General features: G+C 67.1%; 19 protein-coding genes. 7 read left to right on the top strand and 12 right to left on the bottom strand.

Annotation, left to right across the window (positions count from 1 at the left end):
• The first annotated feature begins 102 nt into the window (after positions 1-102).
• The 4 genes from ACODT0_RS26200 (at position 103) to ACODT0_RS26185 (ending at position 3,541) form a co-directional block, all read left to right on the top strand.
• Complete coding sequence (locus ACODT0_RS26200; RefSeq protein WP_489042669.1) at positions 103-996, top strand: amidohydrolase family protein; 894 nt, start codon at positions 103-105, stop codon at positions 994-996.
• 121 nt (positions 997-1,117) lie between these two features.
• Positions 1,118-1,930, top strand: coding sequence for an IclR family transcriptional regulator (locus ACODT0_RS26195; RefSeq protein WP_261216331.1), 813 nt, complete (start codon positions 1,118-1,120; stop codon positions 1,928-1,930).
• Positions 1,931-2,003: 73 nt separating this feature from the next.
• Entirely contained in the window at positions 2,004-3,065 is a 1,062-nt protein-coding gene (locus ACODT0_RS26190) for a ketopantoate reductase family protein (RefSeq protein WP_489042668.1), read from the top strand.
• Positions 3,066-3,139: 74 nt separating this feature from the next.
• Positions 3,140-3,541 (top strand): PaaI family thioesterase, encoded by a 402-nt coding sequence (locus tag ACODT0_RS26185; RefSeq protein ID WP_296779269.1) that lies wholly within the window; start codon positions 3,140-3,142, stop codon positions 3,539-3,541.
• Positions 3,542-3,548: 7 nt separating this feature from the next.
• Here the strand turns inward: ACODT0_RS26185 and ACODT0_RS26180 are convergent, their stop codons facing one another.
• The 3 genes from ACODT0_RS26180 to ACODT0_RS26170 form a co-directional block, all read right to left on the bottom strand.
• Complete coding sequence (locus tag ACODT0_RS26180) at positions 3,549-3,803, bottom strand: hypothetical protein (RefSeq protein ID WP_489042667.1); 255 nt, start codon at positions 3,801-3,803, stop codon at positions 3,549-3,551.
• 113 nt (positions 3,804-3,916) lie between these two features.
• Positions 3,917-4,762 carry a zinc ribbon domain-containing protein gene (locus ACODT0_RS26175; protein ID WP_489042666.1) on the bottom strand — a complete coding sequence of 282 codons (846 nt, stop codon included), beginning with the start codon at positions 4,760-4,762 and terminating at the stop codon, positions 3,917-3,919.
• Between the two features lie 5 nt (positions 4,763-4,767).
• A complete protein-coding gene (locus ACODT0_RS26170; RefSeq protein ID WP_489042665.1) occupies positions 4,768-5,208 on the bottom strand; it encodes a hypothetical protein in 441 nt (146 codons plus the stop codon).
• A gap of 137 nt (positions 5,209-5,345) precedes the next feature.
• On the opposite strand from ACODT0_RS26170, the gene ACODT0_RS26165 reads away from it, so the two are divergent.
• A complete protein-coding gene (locus tag ACODT0_RS26165) occupies positions 5,346-8,381 on the top strand; it encodes a CHAT domain-containing tetratricopeptide repeat protein (protein WP_489042664.1) in 3,036 nt (1,011 codons plus the stop codon).
• Here ACODT0_RS26165 and ACODT0_RS26160 read toward each other — a convergent pair.
• From ACODT0_RS26160 to ACODT0_RS26135, 6 genes are all read right to left on the bottom strand, one after another.
• Entirely contained in the window at positions 8,369-9,187 is an 819-nt protein-coding gene (locus ACODT0_RS26160) for an MmyB family transcriptional regulator (protein ID WP_489042663.1), read from the bottom strand. The genes ACODT0_RS26165 and ACODT0_RS26160 overlap by 13 nt on opposite strands.
• Positions 9,184-9,615 (bottom strand): PaaI family thioesterase, encoded by a 432-nt coding sequence (locus tag ACODT0_RS26155; RefSeq protein WP_489042662.1) that lies wholly within the window; start codon positions 9,613-9,615, stop codon positions 9,184-9,186. The genes ACODT0_RS26160 and ACODT0_RS26155 overlap by 4 nt, the downstream gene beginning before the upstream one ends.
• Positions 9,612-9,992, bottom strand: coding sequence for a nuclear transport factor 2 family protein (locus tag ACODT0_RS26150; protein ID WP_413765085.1), 381 nt, complete (start codon positions 9,990-9,992; stop codon positions 9,612-9,614). Before ACODT0_RS26150 ends, ACODT0_RS26155 begins: the two co-directional genes overlap by 4 nt.
• A 126-nt stretch (positions 9,993-10,118) precedes the next feature.
• Positions 10,119-11,921 (bottom strand): phage integrase family protein, encoded by a 1,803-nt coding sequence (locus tag ACODT0_RS26145; RefSeq protein ID WP_489042661.1) that lies wholly within the window; start codon positions 11,919-11,921, stop codon positions 10,119-10,121.
• A gap of 163 nt (positions 11,922-12,084) precedes the next feature.
• Positions 12,085-12,282, bottom strand: a complete 198-nt coding sequence (locus ACODT0_RS26140) for a helix-turn-helix domain-containing protein (protein ID WP_489042660.1) — start codon at positions 12,280-12,282, stop codon at positions 12,085-12,087.
• A 128-nt stretch (positions 12,283-12,410) separates the two neighbouring features.
• Positions 12,411-12,773, bottom strand: a complete 363-nt coding sequence (locus ACODT0_RS26135; protein ID WP_057595955.1) for a chorismate mutase — start codon at positions 12,771-12,773, stop codon at positions 12,411-12,413.
• 406 nt (positions 12,774-13,179) lie between these two features.
• Here ACODT0_RS26135 and ACODT0_RS26130 point away from each other — a divergent pair, with 406 nt between their 5' ends.
• Positions 13,180-13,764 (top strand): acyl-homoserine-lactone synthase, encoded by a 585-nt coding sequence (locus tag ACODT0_RS26130; RefSeq protein WP_489042659.1) that lies wholly within the window; start codon positions 13,180-13,182, stop codon positions 13,762-13,764.
• A gap of 104 nt (positions 13,765-13,868) precedes the next feature.
• On the opposite strand, the gene ACODT0_RS26125 is transcribed toward ACODT0_RS26130, so the two are convergent.
• On the bottom strand, positions 13,869-14,672 hold the full coding sequence (locus ACODT0_RS26125; protein ID WP_489042658.1) for an autoinducer binding domain-containing protein: 804 nt from the start codon (positions 14,670-14,672) through the stop codon (positions 13,869-13,871).
• A 244-nt stretch (positions 14,673-14,916) separates the two neighbouring features.
• Here ACODT0_RS26125 and ACODT0_RS26120 point away from each other — a divergent pair, with 244 nt between their 5' ends.
• Positions 14,917-15,840 carry a GlxA family transcriptional regulator gene (locus ACODT0_RS26120; RefSeq protein WP_489042706.1) on the top strand — a complete coding sequence of 308 codons (924 nt, stop codon included), beginning with the start codon at positions 14,917-14,919 and terminating at the stop codon, positions 15,838-15,840.
• Positions 15,841-15,932: 92 nt separating this feature from the next.
• On the opposite strand, the gene ACODT0_RS26115 is transcribed toward ACODT0_RS26120, so the two are convergent.
• Complete coding sequence (locus ACODT0_RS26115; RefSeq protein ID WP_261216319.1) at positions 15,933-16,361, bottom strand: ExbD/TolR family protein; 429 nt, start codon at positions 16,359-16,361, stop codon at positions 15,933-15,935.
• 8 nt (positions 16,362-16,369) lie between these two features.
• On the bottom strand, positions 16,370-16,804 hold the full coding sequence (locus tag ACODT0_RS26110) for an ExbD/TolR family protein (RefSeq protein WP_057595951.1): 435 nt from the start codon (positions 16,802-16,804) through the stop codon (positions 16,370-16,372).
• Positions 16,805-16,859 lie beyond the last annotated feature (55 nt).

Genomic DNA, 16,859 nt, shown 5'->3' with positions numbered 1-16,859 from the left:
CGCGGCGTGCGCTCGGGGCGGCGCGCGAAAGTTCAACCCATGAAATTCCGCTGTCCGGGGTCGGGCCGGGGCGCGGGCCGGACGGCTATCGTCCAACGCAGCATGACGACATCCTCGACACCGCGGCTTTCGCCGCCGCTTCCGCCCGGCGCCTGCGACTGCCACACGCACGTCTTCCTCGACGAGCGCGAGTTTCCCTTGCTGCCCGCGCGCCGCTACACGCCGCCGCCGGCATCGATCGAGGCGCTGGCGCAATGGCATGACACGCTCGGCATCGCGCGCGTGGTGATCGTGCAGCCCAGCGTCTACGGGCTCGACAACGCGGCGACGCTGCAGGCATTGCGACAACTGGGCCCGGCGCGGGCACGCGGCGTGGCGGTGATCGACGACGCCACCACCGACACGCAGTTGCGGATGCTGGACGCGGCCGGCGTTCGCGGCGTGCGCGTGAACCTCGAGATCGACCGCGAGGGGGATGCCCGCCGCGCCACCGCGCAGCTCCGGCGCACGGCCGAACGCGTGGCGCCGCTGGGCTGGCATGTGCAGGCCTATGCGAACCTGCCGCTGCTGGCCGGTTGCGCCGCGGCGATCCGCGAACTGCCGGTGCCGGTGGTGCTCGATCACTACGCGGGCGCGCAGGCGGCGGACGGGCCCGACACGGCGGCGCTGGCCGCGGTGCTCGCGCTCGTCGAGGAAGGGAAAGCCTACGTCAAACTCTCGGCGCCCTACCGCTGCAGCACGCTGCCCGGCCATGCCGACATGGAAGCGCTGGCGCGCCGCTTCATCGGCTGCAACCCCGAACGCATGCTGTGGGGCAGCGACTGGCCGCATCCGCAGCCGGGCGCGGCCGCCTCGGCCACCGAGGTCAGCGCGCCGCACGCGGTCGACAACGCCGGCGTGCTCGCGCAGTTGCGGCGGTGGTCGCCGGACGCGCGGACCTTCGATCGCATCCTCGTGGACAACCCGGCGCGGCTCTATGGCTTCGACGGCGACTGAGGAGCGAGCCGCGGTGTCTTCGCTGATCGCGCGCATCGCTCCATCGCAGAATGCATGGTTCGCGCCCGCCGCGCCCCTGTCCGGTGGGCCTCCCCCGCATCTGCCCGAGGAAGCACCGCCCATGGACATCGACCAGCCGACCCTCCAGGACGCACCCAGCGCCACCGAACGCCCCGGCACGCGCAGCCTGGGCCGCGCGATCAAGCTGATGCGCGTGGTCGCCTCGCGGCCGCAGTTCGGCTGGCGGCTGTCCGACCTGGCCATGGCCTGCGAGCTCGACAAGGCGACCGTGCACCGCATGCTCGCCTGCATGGTCGAGGAACGGCTGGTGACGCAGCGCGCGGCCGACCGCCACTACCTGCCGGGTCCGCTGATGCACGAGCTGGGACTGGCGCTGCCCGACCACCTGCTGTTCCAGCGCCGTGCCGAAGTGCTGCTCGAGGCCTTCGCGCGCCGCCTGCGCGGCATCGCGGTGCTGCTGCTGCGCAGCGGCAACGAGCTCGTGTGCAGCGTGCGCCAGGGCCAGCTTCCGCTGACCGGCTCGGTGCTCTACCCGGGCGCGCGCCGGCCGCTGTTCACCACGGCGGGCGGGATCGCGATCCTGCAGACGCTGGACGCGGCGCAGGCGCGCGCGGTGCTGCTCGACAACGTGGCGCAGGAAGTGGCGCGCTGCGGCTCGGGGCGGCTCGCGTCGCTGCAGCGCATGCGCGAACGCTCCGACCGGCACGGCTTCGGCGTGAACCTCGGCGACGTGGTGCCCGGCATCCATGCCTTGGCCTCGCCGGTGCGCGGCGCCGATGGCGAGGCCTTCGCCGCGCTGTGCCTGCTCGGCACGCCCGAGCTCTATGGCGAACGGCACCTGGCGCAGCTGCGCGGCGAACTCGAGGCAGCGGCCGCCGAGCTGGGCACGGAGGCGCGCGCTTTCAATCTCTGAAGCGCGGCGCCCTCCCCTTCGGGCGGCTGGCGGCGCGCTTCGCGTTTTCAACCGATCGAAGAAGGAGCAACGGATGACGCGGATATGCATCGTGGGTGCGGGGGCCGTGGGCGGCTATGTGGGCGCGCACCTGGCCAGGGCGGGCGTGGACACCACGCTGGTCGACGCCTGGCCCGAACACGTGGAGGCCATGCGGCGCGAGGGCCTGAACGTGAGCGGAATGAACGGCATGGACGGCGCGGGCGCGGTGCATGCGAAGGTGCGCGCGCTGCACGTGGGCGAGGTGGCGCAGCTCGCGCGCGAGGCGGCCTTCGACGTCGCCTTCATCGCCGTGAAGTCCTACGACACGGCCTGGGCCACGCAGCTGATCCTGCCGCTGCTGGCGCCCACGGGCTGCGTGGTGTCGCTGCAGAACGGCATCAACGAGGACAGCATCGCGGCCATCGCCGGCTGGGAACGTACGCTGGGCTGCTCGGTGAGCGCGCTGGCGGCGGAGCTGGTGGCGCCGGCCCGCATCGTGCGCAACTCGCCGCTGGGCGACGAGAAGAAATGGGGCATGCGCGTGGGCGAGCTGCATGGCCGCGTGACGCCGCGCGCCGAAGCGATCTCGGCGCTGCTCGCGCATGGCGACACCAGCCGGGTCACGACCAACCTCTGGGGCGAGCGCTGGTCCAAGCTCACGATCAACGCGATGCGCAACGGCGTGTGCGCGCTCACGGGCCTGAGCGGCAAGCAGCGCGACATGAACGAGGTGGCGCGCGAACTCACGATCCGGCTCGGCAGCTCGAGCATCCGCGTGGGCCGCGCGCTGGGCCTCGCGCTCGAGCCGGTGGGCGGGCTCGACCTCGACCTGCTGGCGCGCGCGGAGGAGGACGCCGCGGCGCGCGAGGCGATCACGCGCATGATCCTCGAGGTGGCGAACTCGCGCAGCGATGGCCAGCGGCCCTCGATGGGCCAGGACATCCAGAAGGGCCGGCGCACCGAGACCGAGTACATCAACGGCCTGGTGGCGCGGCGCGGCGAGGAGGTCGGGGTGGATGTGCGCTACCACCGTCGCGTGAACGAGATCATCGGGCGCATCGAGCGCGGCGAGCTGGTGCCGAGCCCGGACCTGCTGGCCGAGGTCATGGGGTGAACCGCATGGCGCGCGCGACGCCGCGTGTTTAGGATCGGTCTCCATCGGCGGCCCGCCGCCCCAAGGAGACCTGCATGCTCGACATCGCCTCGCTCCAGCAACTGCTGGAACCGATCTTCCCCGGCCTGATGGGCGTGCGCCTCACGGTGCTGGAACCTGATCGCGTGGTTGCGCAGATGGAGGTGCGGGCCGACCTCTGCACCGCCGGCGGCATCCTGCACGGCGGCGCCTACATGGCCTTCGCCGACACGCTGGGCGCGGTCGGCACGATCGCGAACCTGCCCGAGGGCAAGCGCACGACCACCACCGATTCGAGCACCAAGTTCATCGCGGGCGCGAAGCTGGGCACGACCGTGACGGGCACCTGCGTGGCGCTGCACCGCGGCCGCACGACGATGGTGTGGCAGACCTCGGTCACCAATGCCGACGGGCGGCTCTGCGCGCTGGTGACGCAGACGCAGCTGGTGCTCGACTGACCGAGGATCAGGCGGCCTTCTTACCGCCCTCGGCCTTCTCGGCCTTCTCGGCCTTCTCGGCCTTCTCGGCCTTCTCGGGCGTCTTGTGCTCGGCCAGGCCCGGCTCGTGGAGCTTCGGGTTCTTCACGTCCTTCATGAGCTTCTCGCCCTCGGTGTCGCGGCCATCGGTGGGCACCGACTCCTCGCTGCCGACCTCGGGTTCCTCGCGCGGAAGCGGCTCGGTGTTCTCTGCGTGCTCGGCGCTGCGGGTGCTGGCTGCCATGGGGACCTCCTTGTGCGGATGAAAGGCCCAGCCTCGCCAGCGGGCACGGCGCGGCACGCCATCCTTCGACGACAGCGCATGCAGGACATTGGCCATGGTCGGCCGGTGCTTCGCTACTTCTTGAGCAGGGTCACGATGCCGGTGACCACCGACACGATCGCGGTCACGATCGGCGTGACCAGCGTGATGAAGTCGCGGATGCGCTCGGTGTACTGGCGCAGCCGCTGCGCCTTGCCCGGCGCGGGAGAACCGTCGGTGAGCGCGCTCGCGAGGCGGTGCGAGAGCCGGTCGATGCCGCGGTTGCGACGATGGAACACCAGCAGGCCGGTGAAGATGCCGGTGATGTGGCTGAACGCGATGCTCGTCACGTAGTAGAGGATCTCGCGCCATTCGCGCGCGCCCTGGGGCATCAGCGGCACGTCGTCGGCATAGGCGATGACCGCCGCCATGCCGAGCACCGACAGCACGGCGATGGCCACGGCCATCAGCAGCTGGTAGGGCAGCCGCACCCTGAACAGCGCGACGAACAGCATGCCCAGGCCCAGCGGCAGGATCACCGAGGCCACGCGCAGGTACAGCTCGTTGAGGTCGAGCAGCACGATGGTGACGGCATGCATCGCAACCAGGCACAGCACGGGCAGCACGAGGAACAGCAGTATCGAGCCGATGCCGGGGCGCTGGGGTTGCGTGGGAGTCGGCGGGATCGTGGGCTCGGCCGCTTCCGGCGCCGCGACCACCGGCGCGGCCGTGGTGGTGCGCGATGCGCTCAACGCGCCCTCGAGTTCCGCAACGCGCCGCGACAGCGCTTCGAGCTCGCGCCGCAGCGGCGCGAAGAAGAACATGTCGCGCCCGCAATGCCGGCATACCAGCGCCTGCTCGGCGATGGGCTCGGCGCAGTAGGGACAGGCGACGGTGCGCGGCGTATCCGGCGCGGACGGCGAGGTGGCGGCAACGCCCATGCGGACTACTGCGCCTTGAACTGGATCAACCTGCTGCTGACACGGCCCTCGGCATCGCCGACCTGCACGCGCAGCTGGTGCTCGCCCGCGGGCACGCGCGCGGCGTCGATCGCGATGCCGGTGTCGCTGATGTAAGGCCGCACGCGCTCGGTGATATCGACCACCGGCTCCTTCATGTACTGCACCTTCACCGTCTTCGGATCGATCGCGACGCCGCCGCGCGGCTTGAAGCCGATCTTCAGCGCGACCGCCTCGCGACCGGCCTCGGTGCTCGGGCTCGCGACCTCGATGCCGGGGCCGCGCGTGAGGCCGGCGCGCTTGTTCTCGAGATAGGCCGAAGGCAGCTTCGCTTCGGCATCGGTGATCAGCTCGAGGCTGGAGGCGGCATGGCAGTACGCCACGCCGCAGAGCAGGAAGACCAGGGTTGTGAACTTTCCTCTGAACATCGATTGCCTCGCCATTCGCCGTTGCCGAAGACCAAAGTCTCGCGCCATCGCAGCGAGCCTCGCGCTACGAAAGCTCGTAGTCGTGGAGCGGCGCCAGTGACCTTAGCTTCGGGGCATCCACCGCGCGAAAGATGCCCTTGCCCACGCTGCTCCATCGACTCCTTCTTTCATTGCTCCTGCTGCCGCTGACCGCCGCGGCCGCGCCACCGTTTCCGCCATTGAGTGCGGCCTATGCGGAAGTCGGCGGCCTCGTGCTCGAATCCGACGAGCTCGAGAAAGCCGGCCGCTTCCGCGACAGCGACGAACGGCTTCGCCGCGCACTGGGGCAGTTGCCGCGTGAGCAGGCGACTTCGCCGTCGATGGAGGCCTTTCTCGCGAAGGACCTGATCCTCGGCCGGCTCGCCGACAACAGCGATGCGCGCGCCGACGATGCCACGCTGCTGGCCTGGCTCGAGCAGCGCGCGGCCTGGCGCGATGCCTTCTGGGGCCGCGAGGCCAATGCGGCGCTGTCGGGACGCAACGCACTCGCGCTGCAGTTGTGCAAGGTCGGCCGCTGCCGCGAAGCGCTCGCGCTGCAGGAGGAGATCTACCGCCTCACCTTGAAATCGGCCGGCCCCACCGCGCGCAACACGCTGGTCGCGCGCCACAACCTCGCGGGCACGCTCGGCGAATCGGGGCGCTACGGCGAGGCGCTGGCGATCGGTGAAGAGTTGGCGGCGGCCGCGCAGGCGCAATGGGGCGCCGACGATCCGACCACGCTGCGCATGCGCAACGCGGTGGCGGTGAGCCTCACCGACCTCGGCCGTTTCGCCGAGGCGCTGAAGCTGCACGAGCAGGTCTACGAAGCGCGCCGCCGCGTGCTGGGCCCGCAGGCACCGGACACGCTGAGTTCGCTGGCCAGCCTGTCGGCCACCTACTCGGCGCTGTACCGCCACCGCGAGGCGCTGGCCTATGCGCAGCGCGTGCACGATCTCACGGCCGCAGCCCATGGCGACACCGATCCGCGCAGCGCGCGGGCCGCGAGCGCCGAGGCCATCGAGCTGCGCCGCATGGGCCGGCTCGGCGCGGCGCACGACAAGGCGCGCACGGCCTGGACGCAACTCGCGGCCGCGCGCGGCGCGGGCCATCCCGACACGCTCTATGCGCTCAACGTCTACGCGAGCGTGCTCGAGGCGCAGGGCCGGCACGAAGAAGCGGCGCAGCGCTCGCGCGAGGCCCTCGACATCCGCGTCGCGCTGATGGGCGAGCAGCATCCGCTGACGCTGGCCGCGATGCACAGCCTGGGCCGCTCGGTGCTGTCGGCCGGCGATGCGAACGAGGCGCTCGCGCTGTTCGAGCGCGCGCACGAGGGCCGGCGCGCGCTGCTGGGCGACGCGCATCCCGAGACGCTGCTGTCGCTGATCGAACGCATGGGTGCTGCGCTAGCGGCCGACCGGCTCGACACGGTGAAGCCACTGATGCCACGGTTCCAGCGCGACGTGGAAGCGCTGCGCGCGCAGCATGGCCTGAGCGTGAAGAGCCGGCGCGCGCTGTTCGAACGCTATGTGGAGGGCTATCGCCACCATGCGCTGGCCAGCGTGCGCGACGGCGAGAACGCGCGGGCTTTCGAGATCGCGGAGCTGTCGAAGGCCCGCACGCTGATCGAGAGCACGGCGCTGCAGCAGGCCAACCGCGGCCGGCTGCTGCCCGCGAAGGAGCAGGAAGCGGTCGACCGCCACGAGGCCGAGCTGGCGCGCATCGACCGCAGCCTCGACGAGACCGGCGCGCAGGTCGACCGCCGCCAGACGCTGGAAGCCGAGCGCAACCGCGTGGTTTTGTCCTATGCCGACCTGCAGCGGCGGTTGCGCGCGCAGCATCCGAAGTACGCGCAGCAGTCGCAGCCGCATCTCGCCTCGCTGGCCGATGCGAAGCGGCTGCTGCCGGCCGACAGCGTGTTCGTGAGCTACCTGCTCGATGGCGATCGCGTGATGGCTTTCGTGGTCGACGGCAGCGGGCTGCTGCTGGCCACCGAACTCGCGCCGCTGCCCGGCCTCGCCGAGAGCATCGATGTCTACCGCAGGCTCGTGGGCGATGCGCTCGGCGAAGGACAGGCGGTGTGGCAGCTCGACCCCGAGCGCTATCGCGTGGCGCCGGCCGCGCAGCCGCCGCAGGAAGGCGCGCAACGCGTGAGCGATGCGGCGCCGATCGGGCAGTGGCTGTCGAAGCGGCTCATCGCGCCGCTGCAGGCGAGCATCGGCACGCGGCGGCGGTTGATCGTCTCGCCCGATGGCGCGCTCGCGATGCTGCCGTTCGAGGCGCTGCCGGTCGATGGCGAGCTGCTCGCGCAGCGTTACAGCGTGGGCTATGTGCAGTCGCTCTCGATGATGGAACTGCTGCAGCGCCGCTCCGCGAGCTACAGCCGCCTGCCACCGCGCAAGGCGATGCTGGCGATCGGCAATCCGGTGTACGAGGGCGAGGCACGGGCGGCGCAGCCTGCGGCCAATCGCGGCGCGGCCATCGGCGACGATGCGTTGCTGTCGGCCCGGGCCTCGGCCGAGAGCGAAGAAGGCATCGGCGCGGCGGTCGAGGAACTGCGCGAGAACAGCTGGGAGAACCTGCCGGGCACGCAGCGCGAAATCGAGAGCATCGCGCGCGTGTTCCGGCATCGCCAGGTCGAGTTGATCAGCGGCGCCGACGCGACCGAGCAGAACCTGCAGCGGCTCGACCGCGGCGGCGAGCTCGCGAAGTACCGGCACCTGCTGTTCTCGGTGCATGGCTACCTGAGCCCGAGCGTGCCGGCACTGAGCGCGCTGGTGCTGGGCCAGGTCGACAACCCACCCTCGGTGGATGGCTATGTCACGGCCGCGGAATGGCCGGGCTACACCCTGCGCAGCGACCTGGTCGTGATGTCGGCCTGCGAGACCGGCATCGGCAAGGTGGTGGCGGGCGACGGCGTGATGGGGCTGCCCTATGCGCTGTACGTGGCGGGCAACGTCAACACGGTGATGACGCTGTGGCCGGTCAGCGACGAGAGCACGGCGCGCTTCATGGAGGCCTTCTTCGCGCGCATCGAGCGCAGGCTGTCGGTGGAACGCGCGCTGGCCGAGACCAAGCGTGCCTTCGCCGAGGGCGAGTACGGCGAACGCCTGCGCCAGCCCGCCTACTGGGCGCCGTTCGTGCTCTACGGCACCTGAGGCGCCGGCTGCAGCGGCACGTGACGCGCCATCGCCTCGGCGGTGGCGCGGTCGCGCGGGAACCACATCTCCACGCGCAGCGAGGCCGGCGTCACGTCCTGCGGCAGCGCGAACACGCTCTGCATGACCTCGAAGGACAGCGCGCCGAACTCGGTGTCGAAGACGAAGCTGAAATACGGCACGCCGACCGCGCGGCCGCGCTCGGGCATGCGGCCCGGATAGCGGCGCTCGAGCGCGCGTGCGAGCCATTCGACGCGCGAGGCGAGCGCGGGCCGGCTCCAGGTTTCGGCGCGCAGTTGCGTGAGCAGCGCGGCGGCCGTGGCCTCGGGTTCGCGGGCGCGCGACAGCAGGCCCTGCGGATGCCCGATGGCCGTGATGATGTCTAGGCCCATGCCACCACCGCCGGCCGTGCGCCAGAGCCCGGGCATCACGACCGACGACAGCCAGCGTGCGCCGCGGTTCTGTTCCACCGTCTTCCAGTCGGCATCGAAGGCCAGGCCCGGATGCGGCAGGTGCGCCTCGAGCGTGCGGCGCACGGCCTCGCGCACGAGCGTGGCTTCGGCGCCCTGCGTGTCCTCGTCGGGCTGCGGCAGCGCGAAGCCGCACTGCAACAACGCTGCGTTGCGCACCGACACCGGCACGCCGAGCTCGGCCATCCACGCGAGGATCAGGCCACGGCTCGGCAGCGCGCGGCCGGATTCGAGGAAGCTGACGTGCCGCTGAGAGACGTCGAGGCGCCCCGCGAGCTCGAGCTGGCTGATGCCGTGCTCGAGGCGCGTGCGGCGCAGGATCAGCGCGATGCTCACGCGGTCGGCCGCTCGCCCATCGCGGAGATCGTGCCTTGCGCGACGGCCACCAGCTTCTCGCCGCCTTCGGCATCGAGCGCGAAGATCTCGCAGGCACATACGGCCTGGCGCTTGCCGCCATGCAGCACGCGGGCGCGCGCGAGCAGCGTGTCGCCCTGCGCGGGGCGCACATAGTTGATCTTGTACTCGGCGGTGACGACCGCATCGGACAGCGCGCTGCCGCCCGCGAAGGTCAGCGCGTTGTCGGCCAGGTAGCTGAGCACGCCGCCATGGGCGAAGCCGTGCTGCTGCCTCAGCTCGGGCCGCAGCGCGAGTCGCAGCTCGGTGAGCGCGGGGCCGAAGGCCAGGATCTCGGTGCCGAGCAGCACGCTGAAGGGCTGGGCCTGCAGCACCGCGCGTGCATGGGCCAGCTGCTTGGGCTCGCTCATGGCGCGGGCTTCTTCGGGGCCATCTGCGCGGGGTCGTAGAAGAACTGCTCCGACGCGATGCGCTCGCCCGACCAGCGCTGCCAGGCGATCTCCTCGATACGGCTGCTGCTGCCGTCGAGCCAGTCGAACTCGAAGATCCAGCGGATCGCGACATGGTCGCCCTGCACGAACGCCGGGCGCACGCACTGCGAACGGACCGCGGACGCGCGGGCCAGCGTGGCGCGCTCGCGCGCGATGTTGGCGGCCAGCCCCGCGCGCGGCGGCGACTGGTTCTCCTGCATGGTCGAGTCCTCAGTATAGAACTCGGCGAGGGCTTCGGCATGGAAGTTGGACTCCACGCGCGCGATGAATTTCTCGAGGGTTTCTGCTGTGGGCATGGGAAGGGCTTTCGAATCCGGGAGGGGCGCGAGGCCGCGACGGGCCGGCCGACGTCGGCCATCATGCGACGCGACGGCCGGGTTGTCGATGACCTCCGACGTAGTCGGAGGCCCTCCCGCTGCAACTCAGGCCGTGGCTGATCCGGGCGTCGTGCGTCGCGCGACGCGACGCAGATCGTGCGTGTTGAGACGTCGAACCTGCGTTGCCTGCGCTTGGTCCATTCCCTGTGCAGCCTGGTGCAAGAAGCGCTTCATCGCCTTGTGAAGGCCCGAAGCGGACCAGGGGCTGGGCCGGGACACCCCGGGGGAGAAGCGCGCCAGCACCGCGATACCGTGATTGCTTCGCGCGTTGACATGCGGCTCCAGTCCGTGACGCGCCAGTTCCTGCTCCAGTTCGTACACATGCTCAGCCGCAATCGGGAGTCGCTTGGCCACGCGTGCAGAATCCCTCACCTCGAGCAGCCAGGGTTCTGTTCGGTGGGCACCTCCCTCGCCTCCGGGCGGCACCAAGTCTTCGCAGCGCAGTGCCGTCACCTCACCGAGCCGCAGGCCGGTGGCGCGGATCCAGCGCAGCGCTCGGCGGAGCCGGCGCGCCGCCTCGTCGTCGCTATGCAGTTCCAACTCCCGATCAAGGTGATCCCATGGCATCGGATCTGCCCGATCAACTTGCGCTACCACTGGCGGAGTCGCGGGCAAGGCGTGTGCCGCAAAGGGGCTGTGCGTGAGATATCCCCGTTTCACAAGGTGGGCGAACAGGCCACGCAAGATCACCAGGGCCTGCCGCTGTGCCGCGGGAGAGAGTCCACCTTCAAAGGGTCGCCATAACGGTGACCAGCGTTGATGGTGACGCGGACCGCACCATTCGGCAGGCGGTGATACAAGAAATCTCTGGTAGGCAGGCACATCCTCAGCCGTGAGCGACGATAGGGGCTTGCCTCGCTCGAGCGTAGCCCACAAAAGCATACGCTCGGCCTCCTTACGATAGGACCGTTGCGTGGCGCTGAGCACCGACGGCAGGGACGAAGTGACCGCCCCCAGAGAAGCGCTGCGACTGCCAAGCCACTCGACGATGGCCTCGACATCGTTGCGTGCAGACGGGTTGCTATCGGCTGCAACTGCTCTGCGGAACGCCCCTTGGCTGCCATCCAAGGCGGGTGGCAGGAGCAGCTTCTCCAAAGGTCGAAGTTCCAGCGCAGGCGGCACCACCGCATGGAGTTCATTCAGCGCCAGTTGTGATCTTTTGCGCAAGGCGTGTCGCCCCACGCGCAGGCCCAGCGCTTGCTCATTCGCCTGTAGCCACTCCACCACGCGTGCCGCCTTGTGCGCGCCGATACCGGGCACCCTGACCCACCAGCGCGCGCCGCTCTGATTAACGCGCTCGACCAGCTCTTGCAGCGTGCGCAATTGAGCCCTTTCCAGCCGGCCCGCCAGCAAGGGATGCAGCCACGCGCTGACGGGATCGTTGGGTCGTGGATCTTCAGCTGTCAGATCCTCGAGCCAGCGCAAGGCTTCCAGTTGGCGCTGCACGACCCGGGCCCGGCGCGAGCTCGCGCCGCCCTGCGCGGCGCCGTCGCTGGCACCCGCTTTCGGATGAGCCGCCTCGTACGCCTCGATCTGCTCGGCATGGGAGAAGTCTTCCAGCCCCTGCTCGCGCGCGAAATCCTCCAGGGTCGGGAAACTGGGTGCGCTGGCGAAGCGCTCTGGGTCCAACAGGATCAGCCGCGCAGTACCAGGGCGGCGCTCGCGCCGCGCAGCGGCCGCGAAAGCATCGCGCATCCACACGATGGTGCGCCGGACATTGCGCATGTCAGCCGACTCCACCTCGAGCCGCAGATACCGATCCCAGCTCGCTCTAGCGTCGAGACCTTGGATCAACGCGCGCATGAACGCGAAGTGCGCGCGTTGCAGGCGTTGACGGTGGGTTTTCATGTGAAATATCGGAGACGGGACGATCACGACGCCGCGGCACGTCCCGCCGGACCACGCGCGCAACCCCGCCGCATCGGATGCTCTACCCTGACTGATTCTAGCTGGCGTCCCGCGGCGTACCCGGCCGGCAAGGCGCTCCACAGGTCTTCACCCCCTTCCGCGCTCATCGCGAAAAGAAGCGATCGATCATCGCGACATCGATCGCGCGTCCGATTCGATCGAGAACGTCCGGCGGCGGCTGGATCCGACCGAGTTCTAGGCGAGAGATCATTGGGCGAGACACGCCGGCGCGTCGTGCCAACTGTCTTTCGGAAAGGCACGCCGCATTCCGAAGATCGAACAAGTTCTTACCGCTGCGCATATCCCATCGGTCTCGTTGCAAGCTCAATGGATCCCGAATTTTCAGGGGGCTTTGTGCGTCCCCGGGGTGCGAGGAAACACACGACGACCATTCATCCGCTCCAGGACCTAGCTGGCGGCCAAGCCATGTCACGTCGATCCACTGTCGCATGACGTCTTCATGACTTCAAGCTCGAGGCGACAGGCCTCATCGATGATCAACGAATAGAGCGCTTGCAGAAAGCCGCCACGAATGCCATGGTCCGCGGCGAACGCAGACGCGAGTCGCTGGACGCGATCCATCCGCCAAGGCTCCAAGAGTGACATACCGTGCTTGCGCTTGTGGAGACCAATGCGAGTGCTGCAGTCCAACCGCTGCCGGAGTGCGTGGAGCAGACGTTCGTCGATGCCATCGAGCTGATCATGAAGCGCATTCAGTCTCGCGAGCGCTTGGTCGGGGCTGGCGCTCACTGTCCGACTGTCGAGCGCATAGAACGAAGATGGGGGTTGCATGAGTCCGATGGAAGAAATTCTTGGACCCCATCCTTGTCGCTTCCGTGATCGACCGCAAGGCTTGCATGAGATGCAAAATCATGTCGCTCTGACCTGAACGCGCGGCAAGCTCGAAACCGCGCCGGGCAACGATACAAGTCAGTCGGAGCCGTGCGCCTTTCGTGTGACGCAATTGTGGTCGTGGGCTATGGCACCGTGGTGGCCTCTCCCGCCACGGAAAACTGGTGCTCTTCTCGCCAGGAGACGGTCCGTGGCAGCGCTACCGTTTTGATCTGCACACGGCGAGCAACGTTGGCAGCCGTCACCGCTCCGCGATGCACGCCTGTCTGCGGTGCCAGATCTGGTAGTTCTCAAAGTCTGTGCGCTTTCATCTAATCCTTCAAGGCAAACTCAGTGAAAGCGAATCATGCATATCGTGGCAGGCAACGCGAACTCTTTGTCGAATAGCGCATTCGCGGCGATGGCACACTACCGCTATCGCGTATTTGTCGAAAAGCTTCATTGGGAGCTTGAGAACGATGGCGTCACCGAACTCGACCAGTTCGATCGTCCTGACACCATGTACGTGATGGCGCGCGAGCGAGATGCTCGTCTGAAAGGTGTAGCCAGACTTCTACCCACCAATCAACCTTACCTGCTGAATGACGTTTTCCCGGAGCTGCTTGACGGCCATCCGCCCCCGAACAGCGAGAAGGTATGGGAGCTGTCAAGATTCTCAGTCATCGATCTCGACGCTCCCCGCCTCGAAAGCCAAGCCTCACACGACGCCCCCGAACGCGCCCTGGCACTGCTGGACGTCGTGATGCGTATGGCAGCTTTCGGCGGCGCGGACGAACTCGTCACCGTTTCGCCCCTCGGCGTCGAGCGCATTCTTCGTCGAGCCGGTGTCGTCTCACATCGCATGGGCAGGCCAGTTTGTCTGAACCAGCACTTCCTGTACGCATGCAGGATCGAAATCGCGCCTTCGATCCGCAGGCGGGCGGGCCATTGACCTTTTCGATGAACCCTCACGAGCGGCCTTGGCATGTCAGCCGCTACCTTGCTTCAAGGCGACAGCAAGGCTGCCGAAAAGCATTGTGGCACTGCGGTCCAATCTCATATCAGCAGTCGGAGACGAACCAAACACGCTACCGCCGCAGCCTTGTTCGCAACCCGCAACTTTCGGATTGCGTTCTTTACGTGATAGTTGACCGTATTGGGCGAAACGCCGAGCAAGATAGCAACTTCGTCCGACGTCTTCCCGTCTGCCGTCCAACGCAAAACATCCAGTTCCCGAGCCGTGAGAGCCGGGCACAGCCGTCGCTCGCTCGGCCACAGTGCCTCCGAAAGGTGCTGGTGTGCCGCATCCGACAACCATTGCACCTGCGCGCCTCGTGCCGATACTTCCGCTGCGGAGAGCGGCTCATGCGAGCGTGCCAGCGTAAGCATTCCGACACTCCCGGTGGCATCAAATGACGACTGGGCCCAACCCGCAAGCAATCCTGCCTCGCGGGCCTCCGTCCAGAGCTGCGGGACATCCTTGAATACATCCTGTCGCCAGATCAACGGCGCGCGCGAGCGAACGCCGTGCGCTACGGTCGGGTCGATTGAGAGATAGTCTTGCTCACGATAGCGTTGCTGCCAAGCCGGCGCATAGTTGTTGACCATCAACGTCTTGGGATGAGCGAAAGAGTTGAAGACCCGAAATCCATAGGCACAGTGCTCGAACCCCAAGCATCGCGCACCACGGGCAATCGCTTCAAATTTGGACTCGACTCCCGTTGCGCGTTGCAACGCATCGTCAATCTCCAGAAAAAAGTTGTTTGTTCGAATGAGACAGTCGCTCCGTCGGGGTTTTGAGAGCCGCAGCGCATTGCCATGGCGGTGACCCAGAAACGGTAGGTAGGATTTTTTCTTCACTGCCGGACTTTCATTCAACAAATGTCTACGTCCGTCGGCCTTTGCTTCACCAGAGCATGAATGCAGAAAACCAAACCGGTAGCAGCCAGTCTAAGAACAGACTTCTTTCGTCACACCGACAAATATTCCATCCTTCCCGCCACGGAAGCGTGCTCGCGGCCATTTCGAAACGACGGCGTCTAGGATCGAGCAAGGGCACCAAGTCTGAGTGTCTCGACGCCCCCAATACCTCCATTCACCCTTGATGGCGCAAATCTGTTTGATCGTTGTCGACGGATTCGAACTGTTCGATGTCGCGGCTGCGATACAGGTCTTCGAGGCAGCCAACACGGCTCACGCCGAGATCTACGGGAGATCGTTCTATGACATCCACATCTTTGCTCCGGCAGCAACTCCGGTTCGTGGCGCTAGCAGCACCATCCTGAACATCAGCGCACTGCCGGCAGATTTCGGCGAGAATGTTCACACCGCGCTGGTGATCGGTGGCACTGCATTGCACATGTTGTCCGCATCTTCGACGCATACGAGCCGTGCGCGTGATTGGATCCTTCAGCATCGATCGAAGATCGATCGCATTGCCTCGGTCGGAACCGTTGGTTTCACGGTGGCCGACGCCGCACACCGAAGGGCCGGGCGACCAGACGTGCGTCGCCTGTGGGATGCCGTGGCGGCCTCCGCAGGCATGAAGCTCGCACTCAAGCTGGTGGCGGACGACCTCGGGCAGCCTATCGCCATCAAGGTGACCGAACAGATCGGCGCCTCCTGGGAGCCGATCTCCGCACCGTTCCGCTTTCGCAGTGGCTTTCCCGCACGCGCCACCGGGGACAGTCGTGTCATTGCCCTGCACGCCTGGATGGACGAAAACCTCCACGAACGCCTGTCCGTGGAGACACTGGCGGAACGGGTGGCGATGACACCAAGAACCTTTGGTCGCTTTTACCTCCGAACCACCGGCATCACGCCGGCGCGCGCGGTCGAGTTACTTCGTCTAAGTCGGGCTTGCGACGAGATCGAGACAACGCCGATGTCATTCAAGGCCATAGCCTTGCGTTGCGGCTTCTCGACAGAAGAAGTGATGCGTCGAGCATTCTTGCGGGTTCTCAAGATGTCGCCGAGTGACTATCGCCGGCAGTACCGGGCCGGTACGCAGCAAGGTAGCCAGGACTGACCAGCAATCAGCAGTAGTCTCTCAGGGCTGCGGAAGGTCGTCAGGCCAAATGAGACGCAAGGACAAGATCCTCGCGCCGAATCGATCGTCACTCAGTTGGCAAACTGCTCGCTGCCGACGATCCCGATCTTGACGACGCCGAGACGCTGAGCGCTGGCCATGACGCCTGCCACATGCTTGTACGGAACACTCTTGCTGGGGCGCAAATGGACCTCGGGTTGATCGGGCTGCGCGGCAATCGTCGCCAGACGTTGCTCGAGATCAGCGCGGCCAGACACGACCTCTCCGTTCCATCCGATTGTTCCGTCGGCTTCGACTTCGATGCGGACCTCCTTTGTGACAATCGGCGGGTGCGGATCGTTGCTGGGGACCGGCATGTTCATCTTCACGGCGTGTGTCTGGATGGGGATCGTGATGATGAACATGATCAACAACACCAACATGACGTCGATCAGCGGTGTCGTGTTGATGTCGACGATGATCTCTTCATCACCATCGCCGCTATTCGCACTCATTGCCATTTTTTCTCCTACCGGCTCGCGCTGCCCGCAGGCGGCTCGGTGATGAATCCAACCTTGTGGATGCCTGCCCGTCGACAGGCGGCCACCAGTCGCCCGACTGCCTCATAAGGAACTTCTGCGTCACCGCGAATGTGGACCTCGGGTTGCGGCTCCTTGACTGCCATGATCTTCAATCGGGCGACCAAGGCTTCCACGTCGGGCATCCGTTCCACGCCCCAGTAGAGATCACCGCCACGGCTGACAGCAAGCACGATGTTTTCCGGCTTGGTCTGCGTCGGAACGTTACGTTCCTTGGGGAGTTCGAGCTTGATGGATTGCGTCACAACCGGAATGGTGATGAGAAAAATGATCAGCAATACCAACATCACATCGACCAAAGGGGTCGTGTTGATGCTCGAGTTCAATGCCTCGTCATTCCCATCGGCACTGACGTTCATTCCCATTTCGCAGGCTCCGTCGTGATGACAGGCGACTGAGCGCCCGCCTGTCCGTAGGCGC

This window comes from Variovorax sp. FG153 (genome assembly GCF_057809595.1).
This window is presented reverse-complemented; position numbering and strand designations above follow the sequence as displayed.

Excerpts from the sequence above, each read along its gene's own strand:
- ACODT0_RS26200 (WP_489042669.1), top strand. The coding sequence starts at position 103 with ATGACGACATCCTCGACACCGCGGCTTTCGCCGCCGCTTCCGCCCGGC.
- ACODT0_RS26195 (WP_261216331.1), top strand. The coding sequence starts at position 1,118 with ATGGACATCGACCAGCCGACCCTCCAGGACGCACCCAGCGCCACCGAA.
- ACODT0_RS26190 (WP_489042668.1), top strand. The coding sequence starts at position 2,004 with ATGACGCGGATATGCATCGTGGGTGCGGGGGCCGTGGGCGGCTATGTG.
- ACODT0_RS26185 (WP_296779269.1), top strand. The coding sequence starts at position 3,140 with ATGCTCGACATCGCCTCGCTCCAGCAACTGCTGGAACCGATCTTCCCC.
- ACODT0_RS26180 (WP_489042667.1), bottom strand. The coding sequence starts at position 3,803 with ATGGCAGCCAGCACCCGCAGCGCCGAGCACGCAGAGAACACCGAGCCG.
- ACODT0_RS26175 (WP_489042666.1), bottom strand. The coding sequence starts at position 4,762 with ATGGGCGTTGCCGCCACCTCGCCGTCCGCGCCGGATACGCCGCGCACC.
- ACODT0_RS26170 (WP_489042665.1), bottom strand. The coding sequence starts at position 5,208 with ATGTTCAGAGGAAAGTTCACAACCCTGGTCTTCCTGCTCTGCGGCGTG.
- ACODT0_RS26155 (WP_489042662.1), bottom strand. The coding sequence starts at position 9,615 with ATGAGCGAGCCCAAGCAGCTGGCCCATGCACGCGCGGTGCTGCAGGCC.
- ACODT0_RS26150 (WP_413765085.1), bottom strand. The coding sequence starts at position 9,992 with ATGCCCACAGCAGAAACCCTCGAGAAATTCATCGCGCGCGTGGAGTCC.
- ACODT0_RS26145 (WP_489042661.1), bottom strand. The coding sequence starts at position 11,921 with ATGAAAACCCACCGTCAACGCCTGCAACGCGCGCACTTCGCGTTCATG.
- ACODT0_RS26140 (WP_489042660.1), bottom strand. The coding sequence starts at position 12,282 with ATGCGCAGCGGTAAGAACTTGTTCGATCTTCGGAATGCGGCGTGCCTT.
- ACODT0_RS26135 (WP_057595955.1), bottom strand. The coding sequence starts at position 12,773 with ATGCAACCCCCATCTTCGTTCTATGCGCTCGACAGTCGGACAGTGAGC.
- ACODT0_RS26130 (WP_489042659.1), top strand. The coding sequence starts at position 13,180 with ATGCATATCGTGGCAGGCAACGCGAACTCTTTGTCGAATAGCGCATTC.
- ACODT0_RS26120 (WP_489042706.1), top strand. The coding sequence starts at position 14,917 with ATGGCGCAAATCTGTTTGATCGTTGTCGACGGATTCGAACTGTTCGAT.
- ACODT0_RS26115 (WP_261216319.1), bottom strand. The coding sequence starts at position 16,361 with ATGGCAATGAGTGCGAATAGCGGCGATGGTGATGAAGAGATCATCGTC.
- ACODT0_RS26110 (WP_057595951.1), bottom strand. The coding sequence starts at position 16,804 with ATGGGAATGAACGTCAGTGCCGATGGGAATGACGAGGCATTGAACTCG.